A 17677-nucleotide genomic window follows, 5' to 3' on the forward strand; every position below is an offset into this window, starting at 1 on the left:
TGCCGGTTCCGCGGCGTGACCGGCACGCCGGGGGTCGAGCGGACGGGTCGGCTCGCCGGTGTGCTCGTCGACAGGCCACGCCCCGGGCTGGTCGACAGGCCACGCCCCGGGCTCGTCCCGGGCGGGCTCGGTCCCAGCCGGACCGAAGTTCGACGCGCCGACGGCTGGCCCCGAGACCGAGGCCGAAACACCGGGCCCGGACACCGGCGAAACACCCGTGTGCTGCACAAACGGCGCAGCAGCACTGCCCGGACCGAATGGGGGCGCGCCGGCAGAGACCGGCCCGACCCCAGCCGGGCCGTAGCCAGGCGCGCCCGTGGAGGAAGACGCGACGCCGGCCGGGCCCGCGGAAGTGGGCGCGACGCCGGCCGGGCCGTAGCCGGATGCGCCCGCAGAGGCAGGCGGGGCGCCGGCCGGGTCGTGGACGGGCGCGCCCGCCGAAGCAGGCGCAACCCCGGCCGATTCATAACCGGGTGCGCTGCCCGAGACCGGTGCCACACCGGCCTGGCTGGCCGGCGAACCGTAGACAGACGCGCTCCCGGACACCGGCGCGTTCCCCGACGCCGAGTGGTAGCCGGGCGCGCTCCCCGAGACCGGATAGACCGGCGCCGGCGGGTTGGCTGGATGCTGCGGGGTCACCCGGGTCGGCTGCGGCGCCGGCCGGGCCGTAGGCGGAGCAACCCGCTCCGGCGGCGCCGGGCGAAGATTGAACGGCGCATCAGGGCGACGCTCATCGGCGTACGCCGGGAACGCCCCGGGCGGCGCCGGACGGGCACTGCCGTACGCCGCTCCCGCGGGTGGCATCGGCCGCCCATCCGGACCCTGCCGGGGAATCTGCTGCTCAGGTGCCTGACGACGACCTTGGTATCCGGGCTCCGGCTCTCGTCCGGGCACGTACCCCACCGCCGCTCCGGGTGCTATCGGGCGACCGTGCCGGCCCGGGGGAGTCTGCCCCTGCGGCGGCGGCCACGATCCACCCTGCTGCGGAGACTCGGGGGCAGGCGCGGGCGAGACCGGGCGAGCACCGTACCCCTGCTGTGGAACCCGCCCTGCGGGCGGATTCTGGTGACCCGGCACCTGCGCGTGCCCGGGCGGAACCGGCCGGGCCGACCCGCCGTAGACCGGCGCGGACCCGCGCCGCTGCTCCGGGGCGTTCTGGCCGACGTGGTCGTTCATGCCGACCGGACGATTCCAGGACGGCTCGTCGCGGGGCGGCGGCGAAACGCGCGGGACGTCGGACCGGGGCGGCGGCGAAACGCGCGGGACGTCGGACCGGGGCGGCGGCGAAACCGGCGCGCCGGCCACGACAGCACGCCCGCGGCCGCGACCGGAGTCGTCGACCGGCGCCGCGCTGACCGGCGCAGCACTGCCCCGGGACGCCTCGTACACCGGTGTGTGCACCGCTTTGCGCTGGCCCGGGTCGCCGGGATAGCGCTGGCCAGGCAGGGGCTGCCACTCCCAGGTGATCTCGTACACCCAGGCTGGCTCGTCATCCCAGCTGTCCGCGCCCGGCCGGGAGCTCCAACCGTTCATCGGGCACCCAGCGGGCTGCCCGGCGATTGGCAACGCTCCGTCACGGCGAACTCCACCTTGTCAAAATTGAGCCGCGTCCGGCCGGGGACCCGGGTAGAGTCGCCCGGCTCCGTCGCGAGGGTTTCGGAAGGAGATTAACGGCGTGGACCGGATCGACGCCAGGGTGCTGACGATCTCTCGAAACGGTCCGTTCCGCGGCTCCGCCACTACTTTCGGTGCGCTGATCGGGTCGGGTTTCCGGCGGTACACGACCTACCGGCAAGCCACCATAGCCGGAACGTTCACCAACATCGTGTTCGGCTTCCTGCGCTGTTACGTGCTGCTCGCCGTGGCTGAGGGCGCGGCCGGGCACGAACCGGCCGGATACGACCCGGAACAGCTCGCGACGTACGTCTGGGTGGGTCAGGGCCTACTGAGCGTGATCGGGATCTGGGGCTGGACCGAGCTGGCCGACCGGATCCGCACCGGCGACATCGCGGCCGACCTGTTACGTCCGGTCTCTCCGGTGACCAGTTACCTCGCCGCTGACCTGGGCCGGGCACTGCACGGCATGCTCACCCGGTTCGGTCCGCCGCTGGTCGCCGGGGCGATCTTCTTCCCGCTGCACACGCCGACCCGCTGGCAGACCGTCCCGCTTTTCGCGCTTTCCATCCTGTTCGCGGTGATGATCTGTTTCGGCTGCCGGTACCTGGTGAACGCCTCGGCGTACTGGCTGCAGGACGCCCGCGGCCCGATCATGCTGTGGACCCTGGGTTCCGGGGTGCTGGGTGGCCTCTACTTCCCGTTGCGCCTGCTGCCCGCCGAGCTCACTGTGGCGCTCACGGTGGCGACGCCGCTGCCGAGCCTCCTGCAGACGCCGCTGGACGTGATCTCCGAGCGGGACGGGCCGGCCCTGCAGGCCGGTCTGGTCGGGTTGCAGGCGGTGTGGGTGGTGGTGATGCTGGCGCTGGCCGCGCTGGTGCAGCGCCGGGCCGAGCGGCGCCTGGTGGTCCAGGGTGGGTGAGGTACGGGCGTACGCGGCCCTGGCCGGCGCCCAGTTCCGTTCGGTGACGTCCTACCGCACGTCGTTCCTGGTCGAGGTGATCGGCAACATGGGCGCCACGGTCTTCGACGTGATCACGGTGTTCGTGCTGTTCCGGGCCACTCCCGAGATCGGCGGGTTCAGCCTGCGCGAGGCGGTGCTGGTGGTCGGCCTCAGCTCGGCCGGGTTCGCGCTGGCCGACATGCTGGTCGGCAACGTGGACGGGCTGAAGAACTACGTGCGTACCGGCACCCTGGACGCGGTGCTGGTCCGGCCGCTGCCCGCGCTGCCCCAGTTGCTGCTGATGGACATGCCGCTGCGCAAGGCGTTGCGGGTGCTGTTCGGCTTCGTGGTGCTGGGCGGCGCGGTCGCGGTGAATGAGATCGACTGGACGCCCGCCCGGCTTCTGCTCATCGTGGCCGCTCCGCTCGCGGCCTGCGTCTTCTTCGGTTCGATCTTCGTGATCAGTGCGAGCCTGGCGTTCTGGTGGGTCGATTCCGGTCAGGTCGGCAGCGCTTTCACCTATGGCGGGCGCGATTTCACCGCGTACCCGGTCACGGTTTATGGCGGTTGGTTCCGTGCGCTCTTCGCGTACGCCCTCGGGTTCGCCTTTGTCGCCTACCAGCCGGCGCTGGCGCTGCTGGGCCGGCCCGATCCGCTCGGCCTGCCGGCCTGGGCCGGCTATGTCTCACCCTTGATCGCATTGGCCGCGGCGGCTGTCGCCGCCGGCGTATGGCGCGCCGGCATCCGTCAATATCGGAGTACAGGTTCATGATCCAGATGCGTGAGCTGCGCAAAGACTTCACGGTACGGGTGAAAGCCGGCCGCCTCCGCCGGGAGAAGCGGACGGTGGCGGCGGTGGACGGGGTGAGTCTCACCATCGAACCGGGGGAGATGGTCGGCTACATCGGCCCGAACGGCGCGGGCAAATCCACCACGCTGAAGATGCTCACCGGCGTGCTGACACCGTCCAGTGGCGAGGTCTCGGTGTGCGGGCTCACCCCGGTGCCGCAGCGCACCAGGCTGGCGTTGCGAATCGGGGTCGTTTTCGGACAGCGCTCGCAACTCTGGTGGGATCTGCCGCTCGCCGAGTCGTTCCGGCTGCTGCGGCACATCTACCGGGTGCCGGCCGCCGAGCACGAGACCCGGCTGCGCCGCTGCCGGGACCTGCTCGACCTGGACGAGTTCCTGGACACCCCGGTGCGGCAGCTCTCGCTCGGGCAGCGGATGCGCGGCGAACTGACCGCCGCGCTGCTGCACGGGCCCGAGGTGCTGTTCCTGGACGAGCCCACCATCGGCCTGGACGTGGTGAGCAAGCAGGCGGTCCGCTCGTTCCTGGCCGAGCTGGGCGGGACCGGCGACGTCACCCTGGTGCTGACCACGCACGACCTGGCCGACATCGAGCGCCTGTGCGAACGGCTCGTGGTGATCGACCACGGCCGGGTGGTGCACGACGGGACGATCGAGGCACTGCATGCCCGGTACGGGTCGCGCCGCAGCCTCGTCGTCGATCTCGAACAACCCTTGCCGGCCGGGTTCGAGCTGCCCGGCGCCTCCCTGGTCGCGGTCGAGGCGGAACGGCACCGGGTGACGTTCGCGCTGGACTCGGTGGCGGCCGGAGCGGCGGTGGCGGGTCTGGTCGCGGCGGTGCCGGTCCGGGACCTGTCGTTGCTCGAACCGGACATCGAGGACGTCGTGGCCAAGCTCTACCGCACTACCGATGCTCCATGATCAGCACTGCCCAGGCCGGTTCCAGCGCCTCGTACCGGTGCGGGACGTCCCCGGGGAAGGTCACGTAGTCGCCCGGTCCCACCTCGACCGCCTCGTCCACCGGGCCGGTGCGGATCCGGCCCGAACCCACCACGATGTGCTCCACGCTGCCCGGGATGTGCGCCTCGGCCTCGCGGGGCTCGCCCGGCTCCAGCTCCATCAGGTAGATGTCGCGCCGGGTGTGCGGCGCGCCGGTGGCGAGGAGTTTCGCCACGAAATCGGCGCGGTCGGCGCGCAGCATCGTGCCCTCGTCGGCGCGGATGACGCGTACCGGTGAGGGCGGCGGCTCGATCAACCGGCTGAACGGGATGCCGAGCGCAACCCCCAGCGCCCACAGCGTCTCGATGCTCGGGTTGCCGGTGCCCGCCTCCAGCTGGGACAGCGTCGATTTGGCCAGGCCGGCGCGCCGGGCCAGCTCGGTCAGCGAGATCCCGGCGCGTTCGCGCTCGCGGCGCAGGGCGGCGGCGATGACGGCCAGCGGCGGTGCCGGCTGATGCATGTTCGCTCCATCGGTCACTTCGTTCGGTTTGACGAACGCTCGGGTTCGTGTTCATCATAACGAACCATGGGGACGTTAAAACGAACACTGCGGGACGTGGGCGCGCTGGCCGCAGCGACACTCGCGGTGGGCGCTTCCTTCGGCGCCATCACCATTGCGTACGGCCTACCCAGCTGGGTTCCCGTCGCAATGTCGGTCCTGATCTTCGCGGGCGGCGCCCAGTTCCTGGCCGTCGGCCTGCTCGCCGCCGGCAACCCGCTCGCCGCCGTCCTCGCCGGCCTGCTGCTGAACGCCCGGCACCTCCCGTTCGGCCTGGCCGTGGCCGACACCATCGGCCCCCGCTGGCGGGACCGGCTGATCGGCAGCCACCTGATGACCGACGAAACCGTGGCGTTCGCCCTCGCCGCACCCGACCCCGCCCAGCGCCGCCGCATCTACTGGCTGGTCGGCGCCACCCTCTTCGTAACCTGGAACACCGGCGTAGTCCTCGGCGTCCTCCTCGGCGGCGCCACCGGCGACCCGAACGCCTTCGGCCTCGACGCCGCCTTCCCGGCCGGCCTGATCGCCCTGATCCTGCCGTCCCTGCGCGACCGCGACACCCGCCGGGTAGCCCTCCTCGGAGCAGCCATCGCAGTCCTGCTCACCCCGCTCCTCCCGGCCGGCCTGCCAGTCCTCTGCGCCCTGCTCGGCCTGCTCGCGCTGGTCCGCCCCCGGCGCCGCCCACCCGCTGCTCCACCCGCCGCTGCTCCGCGTGCCGCCGCTGCTCCGCGTGCCGCCGCGGCTCCGCCTGCCGCCGCGGCTCCGCCTGCCGCCGCAGCTCCGCGTGCCACCGCGGATCAGTTGGCCGCTGTGGATCCGTCGGCTGCCGCGGCCGGATCCGCATCCGCGCCGTCGCAGGCGGGGCCCGGTTCCGTCGTAGAGGAGACCCGATGCTGATCACCGCGATCCTGGCCCTGGCCGTCGGCACCTACGCCATGCGGCTCAGCGGTGTGGTGCTCCGCGACCGCCTGGAGCTCTCCGACTCCCTGCAGCGCCTTCTGCCGATGGCAGCCGCCGCACTCCTCGCCGCCCTGGCCGGAACCGCCGCTCTGATGGCCGGCACCGAGTTCGCCGGCGTGGCCCGCCCGGCCGGCGTCCTGGTCGGAGCCCTGCTGGCCTGGCGCCGGGCCCCCTTCGTCGTGGTCGTCATCGCCGCAGCCGTCGTAGCCGCGCTACTCCGCCTCGCCGGCATCCCCTGACCGCGCCCCGCCCACAGCGCGGGCTGACGCCCAGTGCTGCTTCCCTCGGCCGGAAAGGACGCTCGCGGTCAGCCGGGGGGTGTGGGCTGACGCCCAGTGCTGCTTCCCGCGGCGGGAAGGGACTGTCGCGGTCAGCCGGGGGGTGTGGGCTGACGTCCAGTGCTGCTTCCTGCGGCGGGAAGGGACTGTCGCGGTCAGCCGGGGGGTGTGGGCTGACGTCCAGTGCTGCTTCCTGCGGCGGGAAGGGACTGTCGCGGTCAGCCGGGGGGTGTGGGCTGACGTCCAGTGCTGCTTCCTGCGGCGGGAAGGGACGCTCGCGGTCAGCCGGGGGGTGTGGGCTGACGTCCAGTGCTGCTTCCTGCGGCGGGAAGGGACGCTCGCGGTCAGCCGAGGGGTGTGGGCTGACGCCCAGTGCTGCCTCGCGCGGCCGGAAGCGACCCTGGCGGTCAGCCGGGCACTGCAGTTGACCGCGGGGGCTGCTACGGAGTGGTTGAGACGACACTGCCCGTCAGCCGCGGGGAACGGGCTGACGGGCAGGGCTGTTTCGCGGACGGCGAAGAGGTCAGACCTTGGTGCCGAGGTCGACCTTCGGCTTCGGGACGCGCATCCGGCGGAAGGTCAGGCCGCGCATGATCCCGTACAGATAGAGCGACCCCATCCGCTGCCCGGTCTCCGGGAAACGCTCCTTGACCAGCCGCTTGATCTTGCGAGCGATCAGAATGCTGTCGAGCAGCACGGCGAGCGCCAGGAAGGCCCAGATCAGCGTGCTGATGTACTGAATCGTCGGGTTCGGCACCGACGAGCCGATCAGCACGATCACCGCGCCGCCGATGAACCAGGAGCCGACTGTGCGGCGGGAGTCGACGATGTCGCGGACCAGGGAACGCTCCGGGCCCCGGTCGCGGGCCAGCAGGTAACGCTCGTCACCGTTGCGCATGCCCTCGGCGGCCTCGGCGCGCTCCTCCCGCTGCCGGGCGCGGAGCTGCTTGTACGCCTCCTTGCGGTTGGCCGGCGCGGGATCCTGCACGCGGCGACCGGTGCTGACCCGTTTCGGAGTGACCACACCCAGCTCTTTCTTGCTGGGTGTGTAGCTCTTGGGCCGGGGCGTGGTGGGGGTCACCTCCTGGTCGACCGAGGAGGTGGCGTCTTCGACGAGATCGGCTGGCTTGCGGCGAAACAGCGGGGACACGCAACGAGCGTAGCCAAACGGCGCGGTGCACCACACACCGCGCCGTTGATCGAGACAAAGTTGCCGCGGGAAACGGCGGGAAAACCGTCAGGGACGCTCGACGTGGGCGCCCAGAGCGGCCAGCTTGGCCTCGAAGTCCTCGTAGCCGCGCTTGATCAGGTCGACGCCGTAGACCCGCGAGGTGCCTTCGGCGGCGAGCGCCGCGATCAGGTGCGCGAAACCGGCCCGCAGGTCGGGGATGACCAGGTCGGCGGCGTGCAGCTTGGACGGACCGGCGATCACCGCGGAGTGCATGAAGTTGCGGCGGCCGAACCGGCACGGGGTGCCGCCGAGGCAGTCCCGGTAGACCTGGATGGTGGCGCCCATCTGGTTGAGCGCGTCGGTGTAGCCGAGCCGCTGCTCGTACACGGTCTCGTGCATGATCGAGATGCCGCGTGCCTGGGTCAGGGCGACCACCAGCGGCTGCTGCCAGTCGGTCATGAAGCCGGGGTGCACGTCGGTCTCCAGGGCCACGGCGTTGAGCTCGCCGCCCGGGTGCCAGAACTTGATGCCGCCCTCGGCGCCGGTCACGCCGTCGCGGGCCACCCGGTCGTCGGTGATCTTCAGTTCGCCGCCGATGGAGCGGAACACGTTCAGGAACGTCATCATGTCGGCCTGGCGGGCGCCGACGACCTCGATCTCGCCACGGGTGGCGAGCGCGGCGGCGGCCCAACTGGCCGCCTCGATGCGGTCCGGGATCGGCTTGTGCTCGTAGCCGTACAGCCGGGGCACGCCCTGGATCTCGATGACCCGGTCGGTGTGCACCGTGATGATCGCGCCCATCTTCTGCAGCACGCAGATCAGGTCGATGATCTCCGGCTCGATGGCCGCGTTGCGCAGCTCGGTGACGCCCTCCGCGCGGACCGCGGTGAGCAGCACCTGCTCGGTGGCGCCGACGCTCGGGTACGGCAGTTCCAGCTTGGCGCCGTGCAGCCCGTTCGGAGCGCTCAGGTGCATGCCCTCGGGCGACTTGTCGACGACCGCGCCGAACTCGCGCAGCGCCTTGATGTGGAAGTCGATGGGCCGCGGGCCGATGTGGCAGCCGCCGAGGTCCGGGATGAACGCGTGGCCGAGCCGGTGCAGCAGCGGGCCGCAGAGCAGGATCGGGATGCGGCTGGAGCCGGCGTGCACGTTGATCTCGTCGGTGCTGGCGGACTCCACGTTCGTGGGGTCCATCACCAGTTCGCCGTCCTCGGCGCCGTCGGAGACCTTCACCCCGTGCAGCTCGAGCAGACCACGGACGACCTCGACGTCGCGGATGCGCGGAACGTCGAACAAGCGGCTCGGTGACTCGCCCAGCAGGGCGGCGACCATCGCCTTGGAGACGAGGTTCTTGGCGCCACGGACGCGGATCTGACCCTGCAGCGGCGTACCGCCGTGCACGATCAGGACATCGTCGGTCAACGTAACCTCCAGCCGGCGGGCGCGGGACGCCCGGTGATCGGATAAGCAGAGCGCGGGCGGGGGTACCCGATTCTGCAACCGGGGAAGCATAGCGCTGAGTGACAACCACGGCAGCCGTGGCGAGGCGTGAAACGCCGTCAAAGGGTCATGACTAAGGCAGTCTTAAAGAATCCTCCGAGCGGATGGATTCAACTGACTACACAGAGTTACGGCAGGGCGAGCATCTGGTCGAGCGCGACCCGGGCCTCGTGCGCGGTCTTCTCGTCGACGGTGATGACGTTCGGCACGCGGCCGGCGACCAGTTCCTCCAGCGCCCAGACCAGGTGGGGCAGGTCGATCCGGTTCATCGTCGAGCAGTAACAGACCGTCCGGTCGAGGAACATGATCTGCTTGTCGGGGTGGGCGAGCGCGAGCCGGCGTACCAGATTGAGCTCTGTCCCGACCGCCCAGGCCGAACCGGACGGCGCGGCGTCCAGGGCCTTGATGATGTATTCGGTGGAGCCGACGTAGTCGGCGGCCCGGACCACGTCGTGCCGGCACTCCGGGTGCACCAGGACGTTGACGCCCGGCACCCGCTCGCGGACCTCACGGACGCTGTCGAGGGTGAACCGGCCGTGCACCGAGCAGTGTCCGCGCCACAGGATCATCCGGGCGTTGCGCAGCTCCTCGTCGGTGAGCCCGCCGTTCGGCTTGTGCGGGTCGTAGAGCACGCAGTCGTCCAGCTCGAAGCCCATCTCGAGCACCGCGGTGTTGCGGCCCAGGTGCTGGTCGGGCAGGAAGAACACCTTCGAACCCTGCTCGAACGACCAGGTCAGGGCCCGCTTCGCGTTCGACGAGGTGCAGACCACGCCCTTGTTGCGGCCGACGAAGCCCTTGATGTCGGCGGAGGAGTTCATGTACGTCACCGGGACGATGTCGTTCGCGATGCCCAGGTCCTCGAAGTGCTCCCAGGCCGTCTCCACCTGCCCGAGCACCGCCATGTCGGCCATCGAGCAGCCGGCCGCCAGGTCGGGGAGGATGACGCGCTGCGACGGCGTGGTCAGGATGTCCGCGCTCTCGGCCATGAAGTGCACGCCGCAGAAGACGATGAACTCCGCGTCCGGCCGGGCCGCGGCCTGCTGGGCCAGCTTGAACGAGTCGCCGGTGACATCGGCGAACTGGATGACCTCGTCGCGCTGGTAGTGGTGTCCGAGCACGAACACCCGGGAGCCGAGGGCCGCCTTGGCAGCCGTCGCCCGGGCCACCAGGTCCGGGTCGCTGGGTGCGGGCAGATCGCCGGGGCAGTCCACGCCCCGCTCGCTCGCCGGGTCGGTGCCCTTGCCCAGCAGCAGCAGGCTGAGCGGGGTGTTCGAGGGTTCGGTCCAGGTCGACGTCACGCCCGCCATCGTCGCACAAGGGCTGGGACGGTAGCTGCGCCCCGGAAAGTGGGCTGCCACACTCGCGGGGTGCGCGTACTGATCTGTCCGGACAAGTTCGCCGGCACCCTCTCCGCCCCCGCTGTCGCCCAGGCTGTCGCCGACGGCTGGTCCGTCCCCGATGACGTGCTGGTCCAGCGCCCGCTCGCCGACGGTGGTCCCGGCTTCGTCGAGGTCCTGGCCACCGCGCTGGACGGCCGCCGGATCCCGGTGGCCACCACCGACCCGTTGGGCCGGCCCGCGCAGGGGGAGATCCTGCTGGCCGGCGGGACCGCCTACGTGGAGAGCGCCCAGGCCTGCGGCCTGCACCTGCTGACGCTCCAGGAGCGCAACCCGGAAACCACTTCTTCGTACGGCCTAGGCCTGCTTGTCGCCGCGGCGGTCGAATCGGGCGCGGGCGAGATCGTCGTCGGCCTCGGCGGTTCAGCGGTGAACGACGCCGGCGCCGGGATGCTCGCCGCCCTCGGCGCCGGCCCGGTCGACGCGGCCGGGTACGCGCTGCCGTACGGCGGAGGCGCCCTGATCACCGCGACCGCCATGGCCGGCGTGCCCCAGCTGCGGCAGGTCCGGCTGGTCGCGGCGACGGACGTGGACAATCCGCTGACCGGCCTGCACGGCGCCAGTAACGTCTTCGGCCCGCAGAAGGGCGCCTCGCGCGAGCAGGTTCTGCGGTTGGACGCCGCGCTGGAGCACTTCGCCGGCGTCCTGGAGAAGGCGTTCGGAATCAGCGACCTGGCCTCGGTGCCGGGTGGCGGCGCAGCCGGCGGGATCGGCGCCGCGCTGATCGCTCTCGGTGGCCGGGTGACCTCGGGTATCAACCTGGTCACGAATTTGATCGGGCTGGACGCCGAGCTGGACACAGCCGACCTGGTGATCACCGGCGAAGGGTCCTTCGACCACCAGTCGCTGCGCGGCAAGGTGGTGGCCGGGATCGCGGCCGGCGCCCGCGACCGTGGTCTGCCGTGCGTGGTGCTCGCCGGGCGCAACGAGACCGGCTACCGGGAGGCCGCGGCCGCCGGGGTGACCGAGACGCACACCCTCGTCGAACATTTCGGTTCGGTCGAGAAGGCGCTCGCCGAACCCGCTCGCGGCCTGCGGGAACTAGCCCGTGGACTGGCTGAGCAGTGGAGCAGGTGATCTGTACTTCCCCCGGATTGGGAATCCTGAGGATTGGGGTTAGCGTTGGCCTGTACGGCACATGACCGCACCTGGCAGGGAGATACCTAGTGACCACTGAAGCGCACACCGAGTCGACCGAGGCGACCGCCCCGACCGGCGTCATCCTCACCGACGTCGCCGCGGTGAAGGTCAAGGCCCTGATCGAGCAGGAAGGGCGCGACGACCTGCGCCTGCGCATCGCCGTACAGCCCGGTGGCTGCTCCGGCCTGCGCTACCAGCTGTTCTTCGACGAGCGTTCGCTCGACGGCGACGTGGTGTCCGACTTCGGTGGTGTCGAGGTCGTGGTGGACCGGATGTCCGCGCCTTACCTCGCGGGTGCCACCATCGACTTCGCCGACCGGATCGACGCTCAGGGCTTCACCATCGACAACCCGAACGCGCAGAACTCCTGCGCGTGTGGTGACTCGTTCCACTGAGTCGCAGCAACTTCCAGACAGGCCGTCCCGTTAAACGGGGCGGCCTGCCTGCTGTAACCGACCGGTAGTCTCAAGCCGTAACGCCCCCTGTTCCCCGACCCCGAGGGCCGAAATGAAGATCGCCGTCACCGGCTCGATCGCCACCGACCACCTGATGCACTTCCCCGGCAAGTTCGCCGAGCAGCTCATCGCCGACCAGCTGCACAAGGTCTCGCTGTCGTTCCTCGTCGACGACCTGGTGGTCCGGCGCGGTGGCGTGGCTCCCAACATCGCCTTCGGGATGGGCAAGCTGGGTCTGCGGCCGATCCTGGTCGGCGCGGTCGGCGCCGACTTCGCCGACTACCGGTCCTGGCTCGAGCGGCACGGGGTGGACTGCGACTCGGTGCACATCAGCGACGTGGCGCACACCGCCCGGTTCGTCTGCACCACCGACGACGACCTGAATCAGATCGCCTCGTTCTACGCCGGCGCGATGGCCGAGGCCCGCAACATCGAGCTCGCCCCGGTCAACGAGCGCTCCGGCGGGCTGGACCTGGTGCTGGTCGGGGCCAACGACCCGGCCGCGATGATCCGGCACTCCGAGGAGTGCCGCACCCGGGGGTACGCGTTCGCCGCCGACCCCTCGCAGCAGCTCGCCCGGATGGACGGCTCCGACGTGCTGAGCCTGATCAGCGGCGCGGAGTACCTGCTCACCAACGAGTACGAGCGCTCCCTGCTGGAGACCAAGGCCGGCCTCACCTCGGAGCAGGTGCTGGACCAGGTGAAGGTCCGGGTCACCACGCTCGGCAAGGACGGCGTGGAGATCACCGGGCGGGAGATCGGGCGGATCCACGTGCCGGTCATCCCGGGCGTGATCGGTGAGGACCCGACCGGCGTCGGCGACGGCTTCCGGGCCGGTTTCTTCGCCGGTGTCTCCTGGGGCCTGAGCCTGGAGCGTTCCGCGCAGGTGGGTTCGCTGGTCGCCGCCCTGGTCCTGGAGACCGTCGGCACCCAGGAGTACGACATCCGGCCCGCCGACTTCACGAAGCGCCTCGCCACCGCGTACGGGGATGAGGCCGCTGCCGAGATCGCGCCGTTCCTCCCGGCCTGACGCACAGCATGGTTCTCGCGGTTTTCGCCGGCCTGCCCGGCGTCGGCAAGAGCACCCTCGCCGGCCAGGTCGCCGCTGAGCTGCCCGCGGCGGTCCTGGCCGTCGACACCGTCGACTTCACGATGCAGCGGTACGGGGTGCACGAGCCACGTCCCGGCTACGCCGCCTACGGGGTGGTCGCCGCGCTCGCCGAGGAGCAGCTGCGGATCGGCCATCACGTGATCATCGACGCGGTCAACCCGGTGCGGGCGGCCCGCGAGCTCTGGATCGACCTGGCCGAGCGGATGCAGGTGCCGCTGCGCGTGGTCGAGGTGATCTGTGGCGACGACGCCGAGCACCGCCGCCGCGTCGAGGCCCGGTACGCGTCCCGCGACCACGAGGGCATCCCGGACTGGGTGCGCGTCCTGGAACGCCAGGCCGAGTACGAGCCCTACCTAGGGCCGCGCCTGGTCGTCGACACGTTCCTGGCCAAGGAACCCGTCCCGCAGGTGCTCAGTTACCTCACGTGATCCTGCGGACGTCGAACGTGTGGCCGTGGCCGGCGACGAACTCCTGCCCCTTCATGCGGCACCAGGCGGGAATGTCGTTGGCCGCGGCCGGGTCGTCCGCGAGCACCCGGACGATCTCGCCGACCGCCACCCCCGGGACGGCCTTGGCCAGCTTGATCACCGGCAGCGGGCAGCGCTGACCGAGACAGTCCAGGGTGATCAGAACCCGGCCTCCTTCCGGATCCCGGCGACCACCTCGGGCAGGACCGCGAGGAACCGGTCCACCTCCGCCCCGGTGGTGCCGCGGTGCAGCGAGACCCGGACGTTGCCGTGGCTCAGCACCCCCATCGCCTCCAGGACGTGGCTGGGGCGCAGCGTGGACGAGGTGCACGAGGATCCGGACGAGACCGCGAACCCGTGCCGGTCCAGGGCGTGCAGCAGCGCCTCGCCGTCCACGTACAGGCAGCTGAACGTGACCAGGTGCGGCAGCCGGTCGACCGGGTCGCCGACGATCTCGACGTCCGGCACGGTCGCCGCCACCCGCTCGCGGATCCGGTCGACCAGCGCGCTCAGCCGGACCGCCTCGGCCTCGGCCTCGGCCGTGACGGCACGCAGCGAGGCCGCCGCGGCGACGATCGCCGGCAGGTCCGGCGCGCCCTGCGGGCGCGGGCGATAAGAATCATCCTGCGGGTACGGGGAGATCCACCGCACACTTTTGCGGATCACCAGCACGCCGACCCCCGGCGGGCCACCCCACTTGTGCGCGCTGGCGCTCAGCAGAGACCAACCCGGGGGTGCGGGCATCCGCCCCACCGTCTGCGCGGCGTCCACGAAGAGCGGCACCCCCGCCTCCGCGCAGTGCGCGGCAGCGGCGGCCACCGGTTGGACCGTTCCAGCCTCGTGACTGGCGCTGATCAGGCTGGCCAGGGCCACCCCGGGCACCGCGACCGCTGCCGCCCAGCCGTCCAGGTCGAGCCGGCCCCGCTGGTCCACACCGACCTCAGTGGCCTCAGCCGTGCGGGCGGCGTGCAGGACGGCGGAGTGTTCGATCGCCGAGTGGACCAGGGTGCGGCCGGCCCGTTTGCGCCCGGCCAGGCCGCCCAGCACGGCGGCCTGCGCGGCGGCCGTACCGGATGGCCAGAAACTGAGCTCGTCCGCGCGTACGCCCAGGATCTCCGCAACCACCGCGGTGGCTGCCTCGTGCAGCTGCTGGGCCCGCCGCCCGGCCGCGTAGAGACGTGCCGGGTCCGCCCAGCCGTCCGCAAGGGACGCGAGCAGGGCTTCCCGGGCCACCGGATGCAGTGGAGCCGCGCTCGCGGCGTCCAGGTAAACCGTCGCCCCGGCCGGATCGCCTGTGTAATCCACACAGGGAACGGTATCGTCCGGTTGTCCGGGTGTTTCGTCGTAGGCCGGCGAGAGCCCCCCGGTGACGGGCTGCTCGGGCTTGGTCGAGTAGTGTGCGACCGTCGGTGAGCCTTGCCGCCAGGTGTCCGGTTTTGGGGGCAGGCGGCGCTGCTAAGGAGGCAGAAGCAGGTGGGCGCAAGGAGTTCGGCCACACGGCCGCGGGCAGTAGGCCGGGCGGCCGGGCTGGGTCTCGGCGGTGCGACGCTGCTGACGCTGCTGACGGGTTGTTCGGTTGAGGACTGGGGCAGCGCCTTCGGGCACTTCGGCTGGCCCGGCCGGGGCATCACGCTGCAGGCCCACGAGATGTACGACCTGTGGATCGCGGCGACGATCGCGGCCCTGGTGGTCGGCTTCGGAGTGTGGGGCCTGATCTTCTGGTGCATCATCCGGTATCGCAAGCGTGGCGAAGAGCTGCCCGTGCAGACCCGGTTCAACATGCCGATGGAGATCCTCTACACGGTCACGCCGGTCCTGATCGTCGCGGTGCTCTTCTACTACACCGCGATCGTGCAGACCAGTGTCGACAAGCTGTCGAAGAACCCGGACCAGGTCGTCGAGGTCGTCGCTTTCAAGTGGAACTGGCAGTTCAACTACCAGGACGGCATGGGCCGCGAGGCCGGGACGGTCGCGTCGACCGTCGGCTCCTCGGACGTGATCCCGCTGCTGGTCCTGCCGGTCGGCGAGAAGATCCGCTTCGAGGAGACCAGCGCCGACGTCATCCACTCGTTCTGGGTGCCGGAGATGCTGTTCAAGCGGGACGTCTTCCCGGGCAGCGTCCGCAACGTCTTCGAGGTCACTCTCGACCGTGAGGGCCGCTACGTCGGCCGGTGCGCCGAGCTGTGCGGCACCTACCACGCGTTCATGAACTTCGAGCTGGTCGTGGTCTCGCCGGACAGGTTCGACACCTTCCTCAAGGCCAAGGTGGACGGCGCGTCGACGCAGCAGGCCATGGAAGCCATCGGTTTCACCGGCGACCAGGCGTACGCGACGACCACGCAGCCGTTCGACACCCGGCGCCAGTCGAGCAGCTGGAACCAGCCCGAGAACCAAGCCGCAGGGAAGTAGGAGCCACGACGTGCGGACCGAATACAAGATCTTCCTCGGCGTCGCCGTGTTCCTCTTCGGCGCGGCCACCGTCTACGGCTTCTACACGGCCGGCAGCGCCAACATCTCCGGCACCGATGCGGACGGATATCAGGGCGGCGTCGAGTGGGTCGGCACCGTGGCCCTGATCCTCTCCGGCCTGCTGTGCGCGATGTGCGGTGGCTTCTTCTGGTTCGTCGCCCGCCGCATCGACCTGCGGCCGGAGGACCGGGAGGACGGCGAGATCGCTGAGGGCGCCGGCGAGGTCGGCTTCTTCAGCCCGGGCAGCTACTGGCCGTTCGGTATCGCGCTGGCCGCGTCGGTGGCCGGCATCGGCCTGGTGTTCTGGATGTGGTGGCTGCTCGCGTTCGGCCTGATCTGCGTGATCTTCGCGTCCTGCGGCCTGCTGTTCGAGTACTACAGCGGCACACGGCACACCGCCGAGCATTGAGTATCTGACGCGACGAAGCCCGCATCCCCCGAGGGGAGGCGGGCTTCGTGCTTGTCAGGCGGCGCGGCGTTGTTGCGGCGCCACGCGGCGCCGGCCGCCGTCCGGCTTCAACCAGAGATGTACGACGATCGGCGCCACCACCTCGGCCGCACCGCAGCGGGTGCAGACGAGTTCGGGACACTCGTCGTGGCCGTCGCCGCAGGGCGGGACCTCGAAGAGCATGTCGCCGTCGCAGATGACACAGCGCAGTTCACGTTCTGGCACGGGTGTCTCCTTCGCCGGAAGGTGGATTTACCCGAATGTCTCTCAGACAGTGACGCTGCCACGTAAATCGGACGTTGTCGGGCATTGCCTTCGGCGTGTTGGCGGGTTTTTTGCTTACTCGGCGGCCTTGGCAGCCTGCGCTGCGGCCACCCAGCGCTCCAGCTGAGCCGTCACGGCACCGGAGTCGATCGTCTCCTGGGCCTTGGCTATTCCGGCCCGCAGCGTGTCCATGATGTCGCCGGGGAAGCCGCTCTGCGCGGCGAAGGCGGCCGCCGCGTTGAGCACCACCGCGTCCCGCACCGGGCCGGTCTCGCCGGCGAAGGTCCGCCGGGCCACGTCCGCGTTGAAGGCCGCGTCCCCGCCGCGCAGCGCGTCCGGCGCGCTCCGGGGGAGGCCCAGCTCCACCGAGTCGATCAGCAGCTCCTCCACCTTGCCCTGGCGGGCCACCCAGACCCGGGTCGGCGCGGCGGTGGTGAACTCGTCCAGCCCGTCCTCGCCGCGCATCACCAGCGCCGAGTCGCCGCGCTGGGCGAAGACCTCGGCCATCACCGGTGCCATCCGCGGCTCGAAGCAGCCGACCGCGGCCGAGGTGGGCCGGGCCGGGTTGGTCAGCGGGCCGAGCATGTTGAAGAACGTCGGGACGCCCAGCTCACGCCGGGTCACCGCGGCGTGCCGCATGCCCGGGTGGTAGCGGGCCGCGAAGCAGAAGCCGATCCCGGCCTCCTCGACCGTCCGGGCCACCCCGGCCGGCCCCAGGTCCAGCGGGATGCCGAAGTGCTCCAGCAGGTCGGCGGTGCCGGTGGTGGACGAGGCCGAACGGTTGCCGTGCTTCACCACGGTGACCCCGGCGGCGGCCGTGACGACCGCCGCCATCGTCGAGATGTTCACCGTGTTCGCCCGGTCCCCGCCGGTGCCCACCACGTCGACCGCGCGGTTGCGGGTCTCCTCCGGCAGCGTCACCAGCGTGGCGTTGGCGAGCATCGCCTCCACCAGGCCGGCCAGCTCGGCGGGCGTCTCGCCCTTGGCGCGCATCGCCACCGCGAAGCCGGCGATCTGCGCCGGGGTCGCGTTGCCGGCCATGATCTCGCCCATGGCCCAGGCGGTGTCCGCGGTGGCGAGCTCCTCGCCGCGCAGCAGGGCACTCGTCAGGTTCGGCCAGGTACGCGCGCCCATGGTGGGAGCCTCTCGTCGAAA

General features: G+C 71.1%; 19 protein-coding genes. 11 read left to right on the top strand and 8 right to left on the bottom strand.

From position 1 onward, the window contains the following. The first annotated feature begins 1684 nt into the window (after positions 1-1684). From OHA21_RS47490 to OHA21_RS47500, 3 genes are read left to right on the top strand one after another with little or no spacing between them, the layout of a single operon-like run. Positions 1685-2536, top strand: a complete 852-nt coding sequence (locus OHA21_RS47490; RefSeq protein ID WP_328478968.1) for an ABC transporter permease — start codon at positions 1685-1687, stop codon at positions 2534-2536. Continuing rightward, positions 2529-3329, top strand: coding sequence for an ABC transporter permease (locus OHA21_RS47495; RefSeq protein WP_328466901.1), 801 nt, complete (start codon positions 2529-2531; stop codon positions 3327-3329). The genes OHA21_RS47490 and OHA21_RS47495 overlap by 8 nt, the downstream gene beginning before the upstream one ends. Continuing rightward, positions 3326-4285, top strand: a complete 960-nt coding sequence (locus tag OHA21_RS47500; RefSeq protein ID WP_328466903.1) for an ABC transporter ATP-binding protein — start codon at positions 3326-3328, stop codon at positions 4283-4285. Before OHA21_RS47495 ends, OHA21_RS47500 begins: the two co-directional genes overlap by 4 nt. Here OHA21_RS47500 and OHA21_RS47505 read toward each other — a convergent pair. Next, positions 4269-4823, bottom strand: a complete 555-nt coding sequence (locus OHA21_RS47505) for a helix-turn-helix domain-containing protein (protein ID WP_328466905.1) — start codon at positions 4821-4823, stop codon at positions 4269-4271. The genes OHA21_RS47500 and OHA21_RS47505 overlap by 17 nt on opposite strands. Before the next feature lie 66 nt (positions 4824-4889). On the opposite strand from OHA21_RS47505, the gene OHA21_RS47510 reads away from it, so the two are divergent. Together OHA21_RS47510 and OHA21_RS47515 are read left to right on the top strand one after the other, a co-directional pair. Beyond that, positions 4890-5759: an AzlC family ABC transporter permease gene (locus tag OHA21_RS47510; RefSeq protein WP_328466907.1), complete on the top strand. Its 870-nt coding sequence runs from the start codon at positions 4890-4892 to the stop codon at positions 5757-5759. Then, complete coding sequence (locus tag OHA21_RS47515) at positions 5753-6061, top strand: AzlD domain-containing protein (RefSeq protein ID WP_328466909.1); 309 nt, start codon at positions 5753-5755, stop codon at positions 6059-6061. Before OHA21_RS47510 ends, OHA21_RS47515 begins: the two co-directional genes overlap by 7 nt. Before the next feature lie 562 nt (positions 6062-6623). Here OHA21_RS47515 and OHA21_RS47520 read toward each other — a convergent pair. From OHA21_RS47520 to nadA, 3 genes are all read right to left on the bottom strand, one after another. Then, positions 6624-7250 (bottom strand): DUF3043 domain-containing protein, encoded by a 627-nt coding sequence (locus tag OHA21_RS47520; RefSeq protein ID WP_328466911.1) that lies wholly within the window; start codon positions 7248-7250, stop codon positions 6624-6626. An 87-nt stretch (positions 7251-7337) separates the two neighbouring features. Next, the gene (gene murA, locus OHA21_RS47525) at positions 7338-8693 is read right to left on the bottom strand and encodes a UDP-N-acetylglucosamine 1-carboxyvinyltransferase (RefSeq protein WP_328466913.1); all 1356 of its coding nucleotides are present in this window, start codon (positions 8691-8693) and stop codon (positions 7338-7340) included. Positions 8694-8899: 206 nt separating this feature from the next. Beyond that, positions 8900-10078, bottom strand: coding sequence for a quinolinate synthase NadA (gene nadA / locus OHA21_RS47530; RefSeq protein ID WP_328466915.1), 1179 nt, complete (start codon positions 10076-10078; stop codon positions 8900-8902). A gap of 60 nt (positions 10079-10138) precedes the next feature. Between nadA and OHA21_RS47535 the strand changes: the two genes are divergently transcribed. The 4 genes from OHA21_RS47535 to OHA21_RS47550 all read left to right on the top strand — a co-directional run bounded on the left by OHA21_RS47535 (position 10139) and on the right by OHA21_RS47550 (position 13302). Next, positions 10139-11245, top strand: coding sequence for a glycerate kinase family protein (locus OHA21_RS47535; protein WP_328466917.1), 1107 nt, complete (start codon positions 10139-10141; stop codon positions 11243-11245). An 89-nt stretch (positions 11246-11334) separates the two neighbouring features. After that, positions 11335-11703 (top strand): iron-sulfur cluster insertion protein ErpA, encoded by a 369-nt coding sequence (gene erpA / locus OHA21_RS47540; protein ID WP_328466919.1) that lies wholly within the window; start codon positions 11335-11337, stop codon positions 11701-11703. Between the two features lie 112 nt (positions 11704-11815). Continuing rightward, the gene (locus OHA21_RS47545) at positions 11816-12793 is read left to right on the top strand and encodes a carbohydrate kinase family protein (RefSeq protein ID WP_328466921.1); all 978 of its coding nucleotides are present in this window, start codon (positions 11816-11818) and stop codon (positions 12791-12793) included. Between the two features lie 8 nt (positions 12794-12801). Next, positions 12802-13302, top strand: a complete 501-nt coding sequence (locus OHA21_RS47550; RefSeq protein ID WP_328466923.1) for an AAA family ATPase — start codon at positions 12802-12804, stop codon at positions 13300-13302. Here the strand turns inward: OHA21_RS47550 and OHA21_RS47555 are convergent. Then, the gene (locus tag OHA21_RS47555) at positions 13295-13504 is read right to left on the bottom strand and encodes a sulfurtransferase TusA family protein (RefSeq protein WP_328478970.1); all 210 of its coding nucleotides are present in this window, start codon (positions 13502-13504) and stop codon (positions 13295-13297) included. The genes OHA21_RS47550 and OHA21_RS47555 overlap by 8 nt on opposite strands. Beyond that, positions 13501-14646, bottom strand: a complete 1146-nt coding sequence (locus tag OHA21_RS47560; protein ID WP_328466925.1) for a cysteine desulfurase family protein — start codon at positions 14644-14646, stop codon at positions 13501-13503. The genes OHA21_RS47555 and OHA21_RS47560 overlap by 4 nt, the downstream gene beginning before the upstream one ends. Positions 14647-14814: 168 nt before the next feature. On the opposite strand from OHA21_RS47560, the gene ctaC reads away from it, so the two are divergent. Continuing rightward, complete coding sequence (ctaC, locus tag OHA21_RS47565; RefSeq protein WP_328466927.1) at positions 14815-15750, top strand: aa3-type cytochrome oxidase subunit II; 936 nt, start codon at positions 14815-14817, stop codon at positions 15748-15750. 10 nt (positions 15751-15760) lie between these two features. Then, positions 15761-16219: a cytochrome c oxidase subunit 4 gene (locus tag OHA21_RS47570; protein WP_328466929.1), complete on the top strand. Its 459-nt coding sequence runs from the start codon at positions 15761-15763 to the stop codon at positions 16217-16219. Positions 16220-16273: 54 nt separating this feature from the next. On the opposite strand, the gene OHA21_RS47575 is transcribed toward OHA21_RS47570, so the two are convergent. After that, entirely contained in the window at positions 16274-16483 is a 210-nt protein-coding gene (locus OHA21_RS47575; RefSeq protein ID WP_328466931.1) for a hypothetical protein, read from the bottom strand. A 114-nt stretch (positions 16484-16597) separates the two neighbouring features. Then, complete coding sequence (gene trpD / locus OHA21_RS47580; RefSeq protein ID WP_328466933.1) at positions 16598-17656, bottom strand: anthranilate phosphoribosyltransferase; 1059 nt, start codon at positions 17654-17656, stop codon at positions 16598-16600. Positions 17657-17677: the final 21 nt, after the last annotated feature.

It is taken from the genome of Actinoplanes sp. NBC_00393, assembly GCF_036053395.1.
Taxonomy (GTDB): domain Bacteria; phylum Actinomycetota; class Actinomycetes; order Mycobacteriales; family Micromonosporaceae; genus Actinoplanes.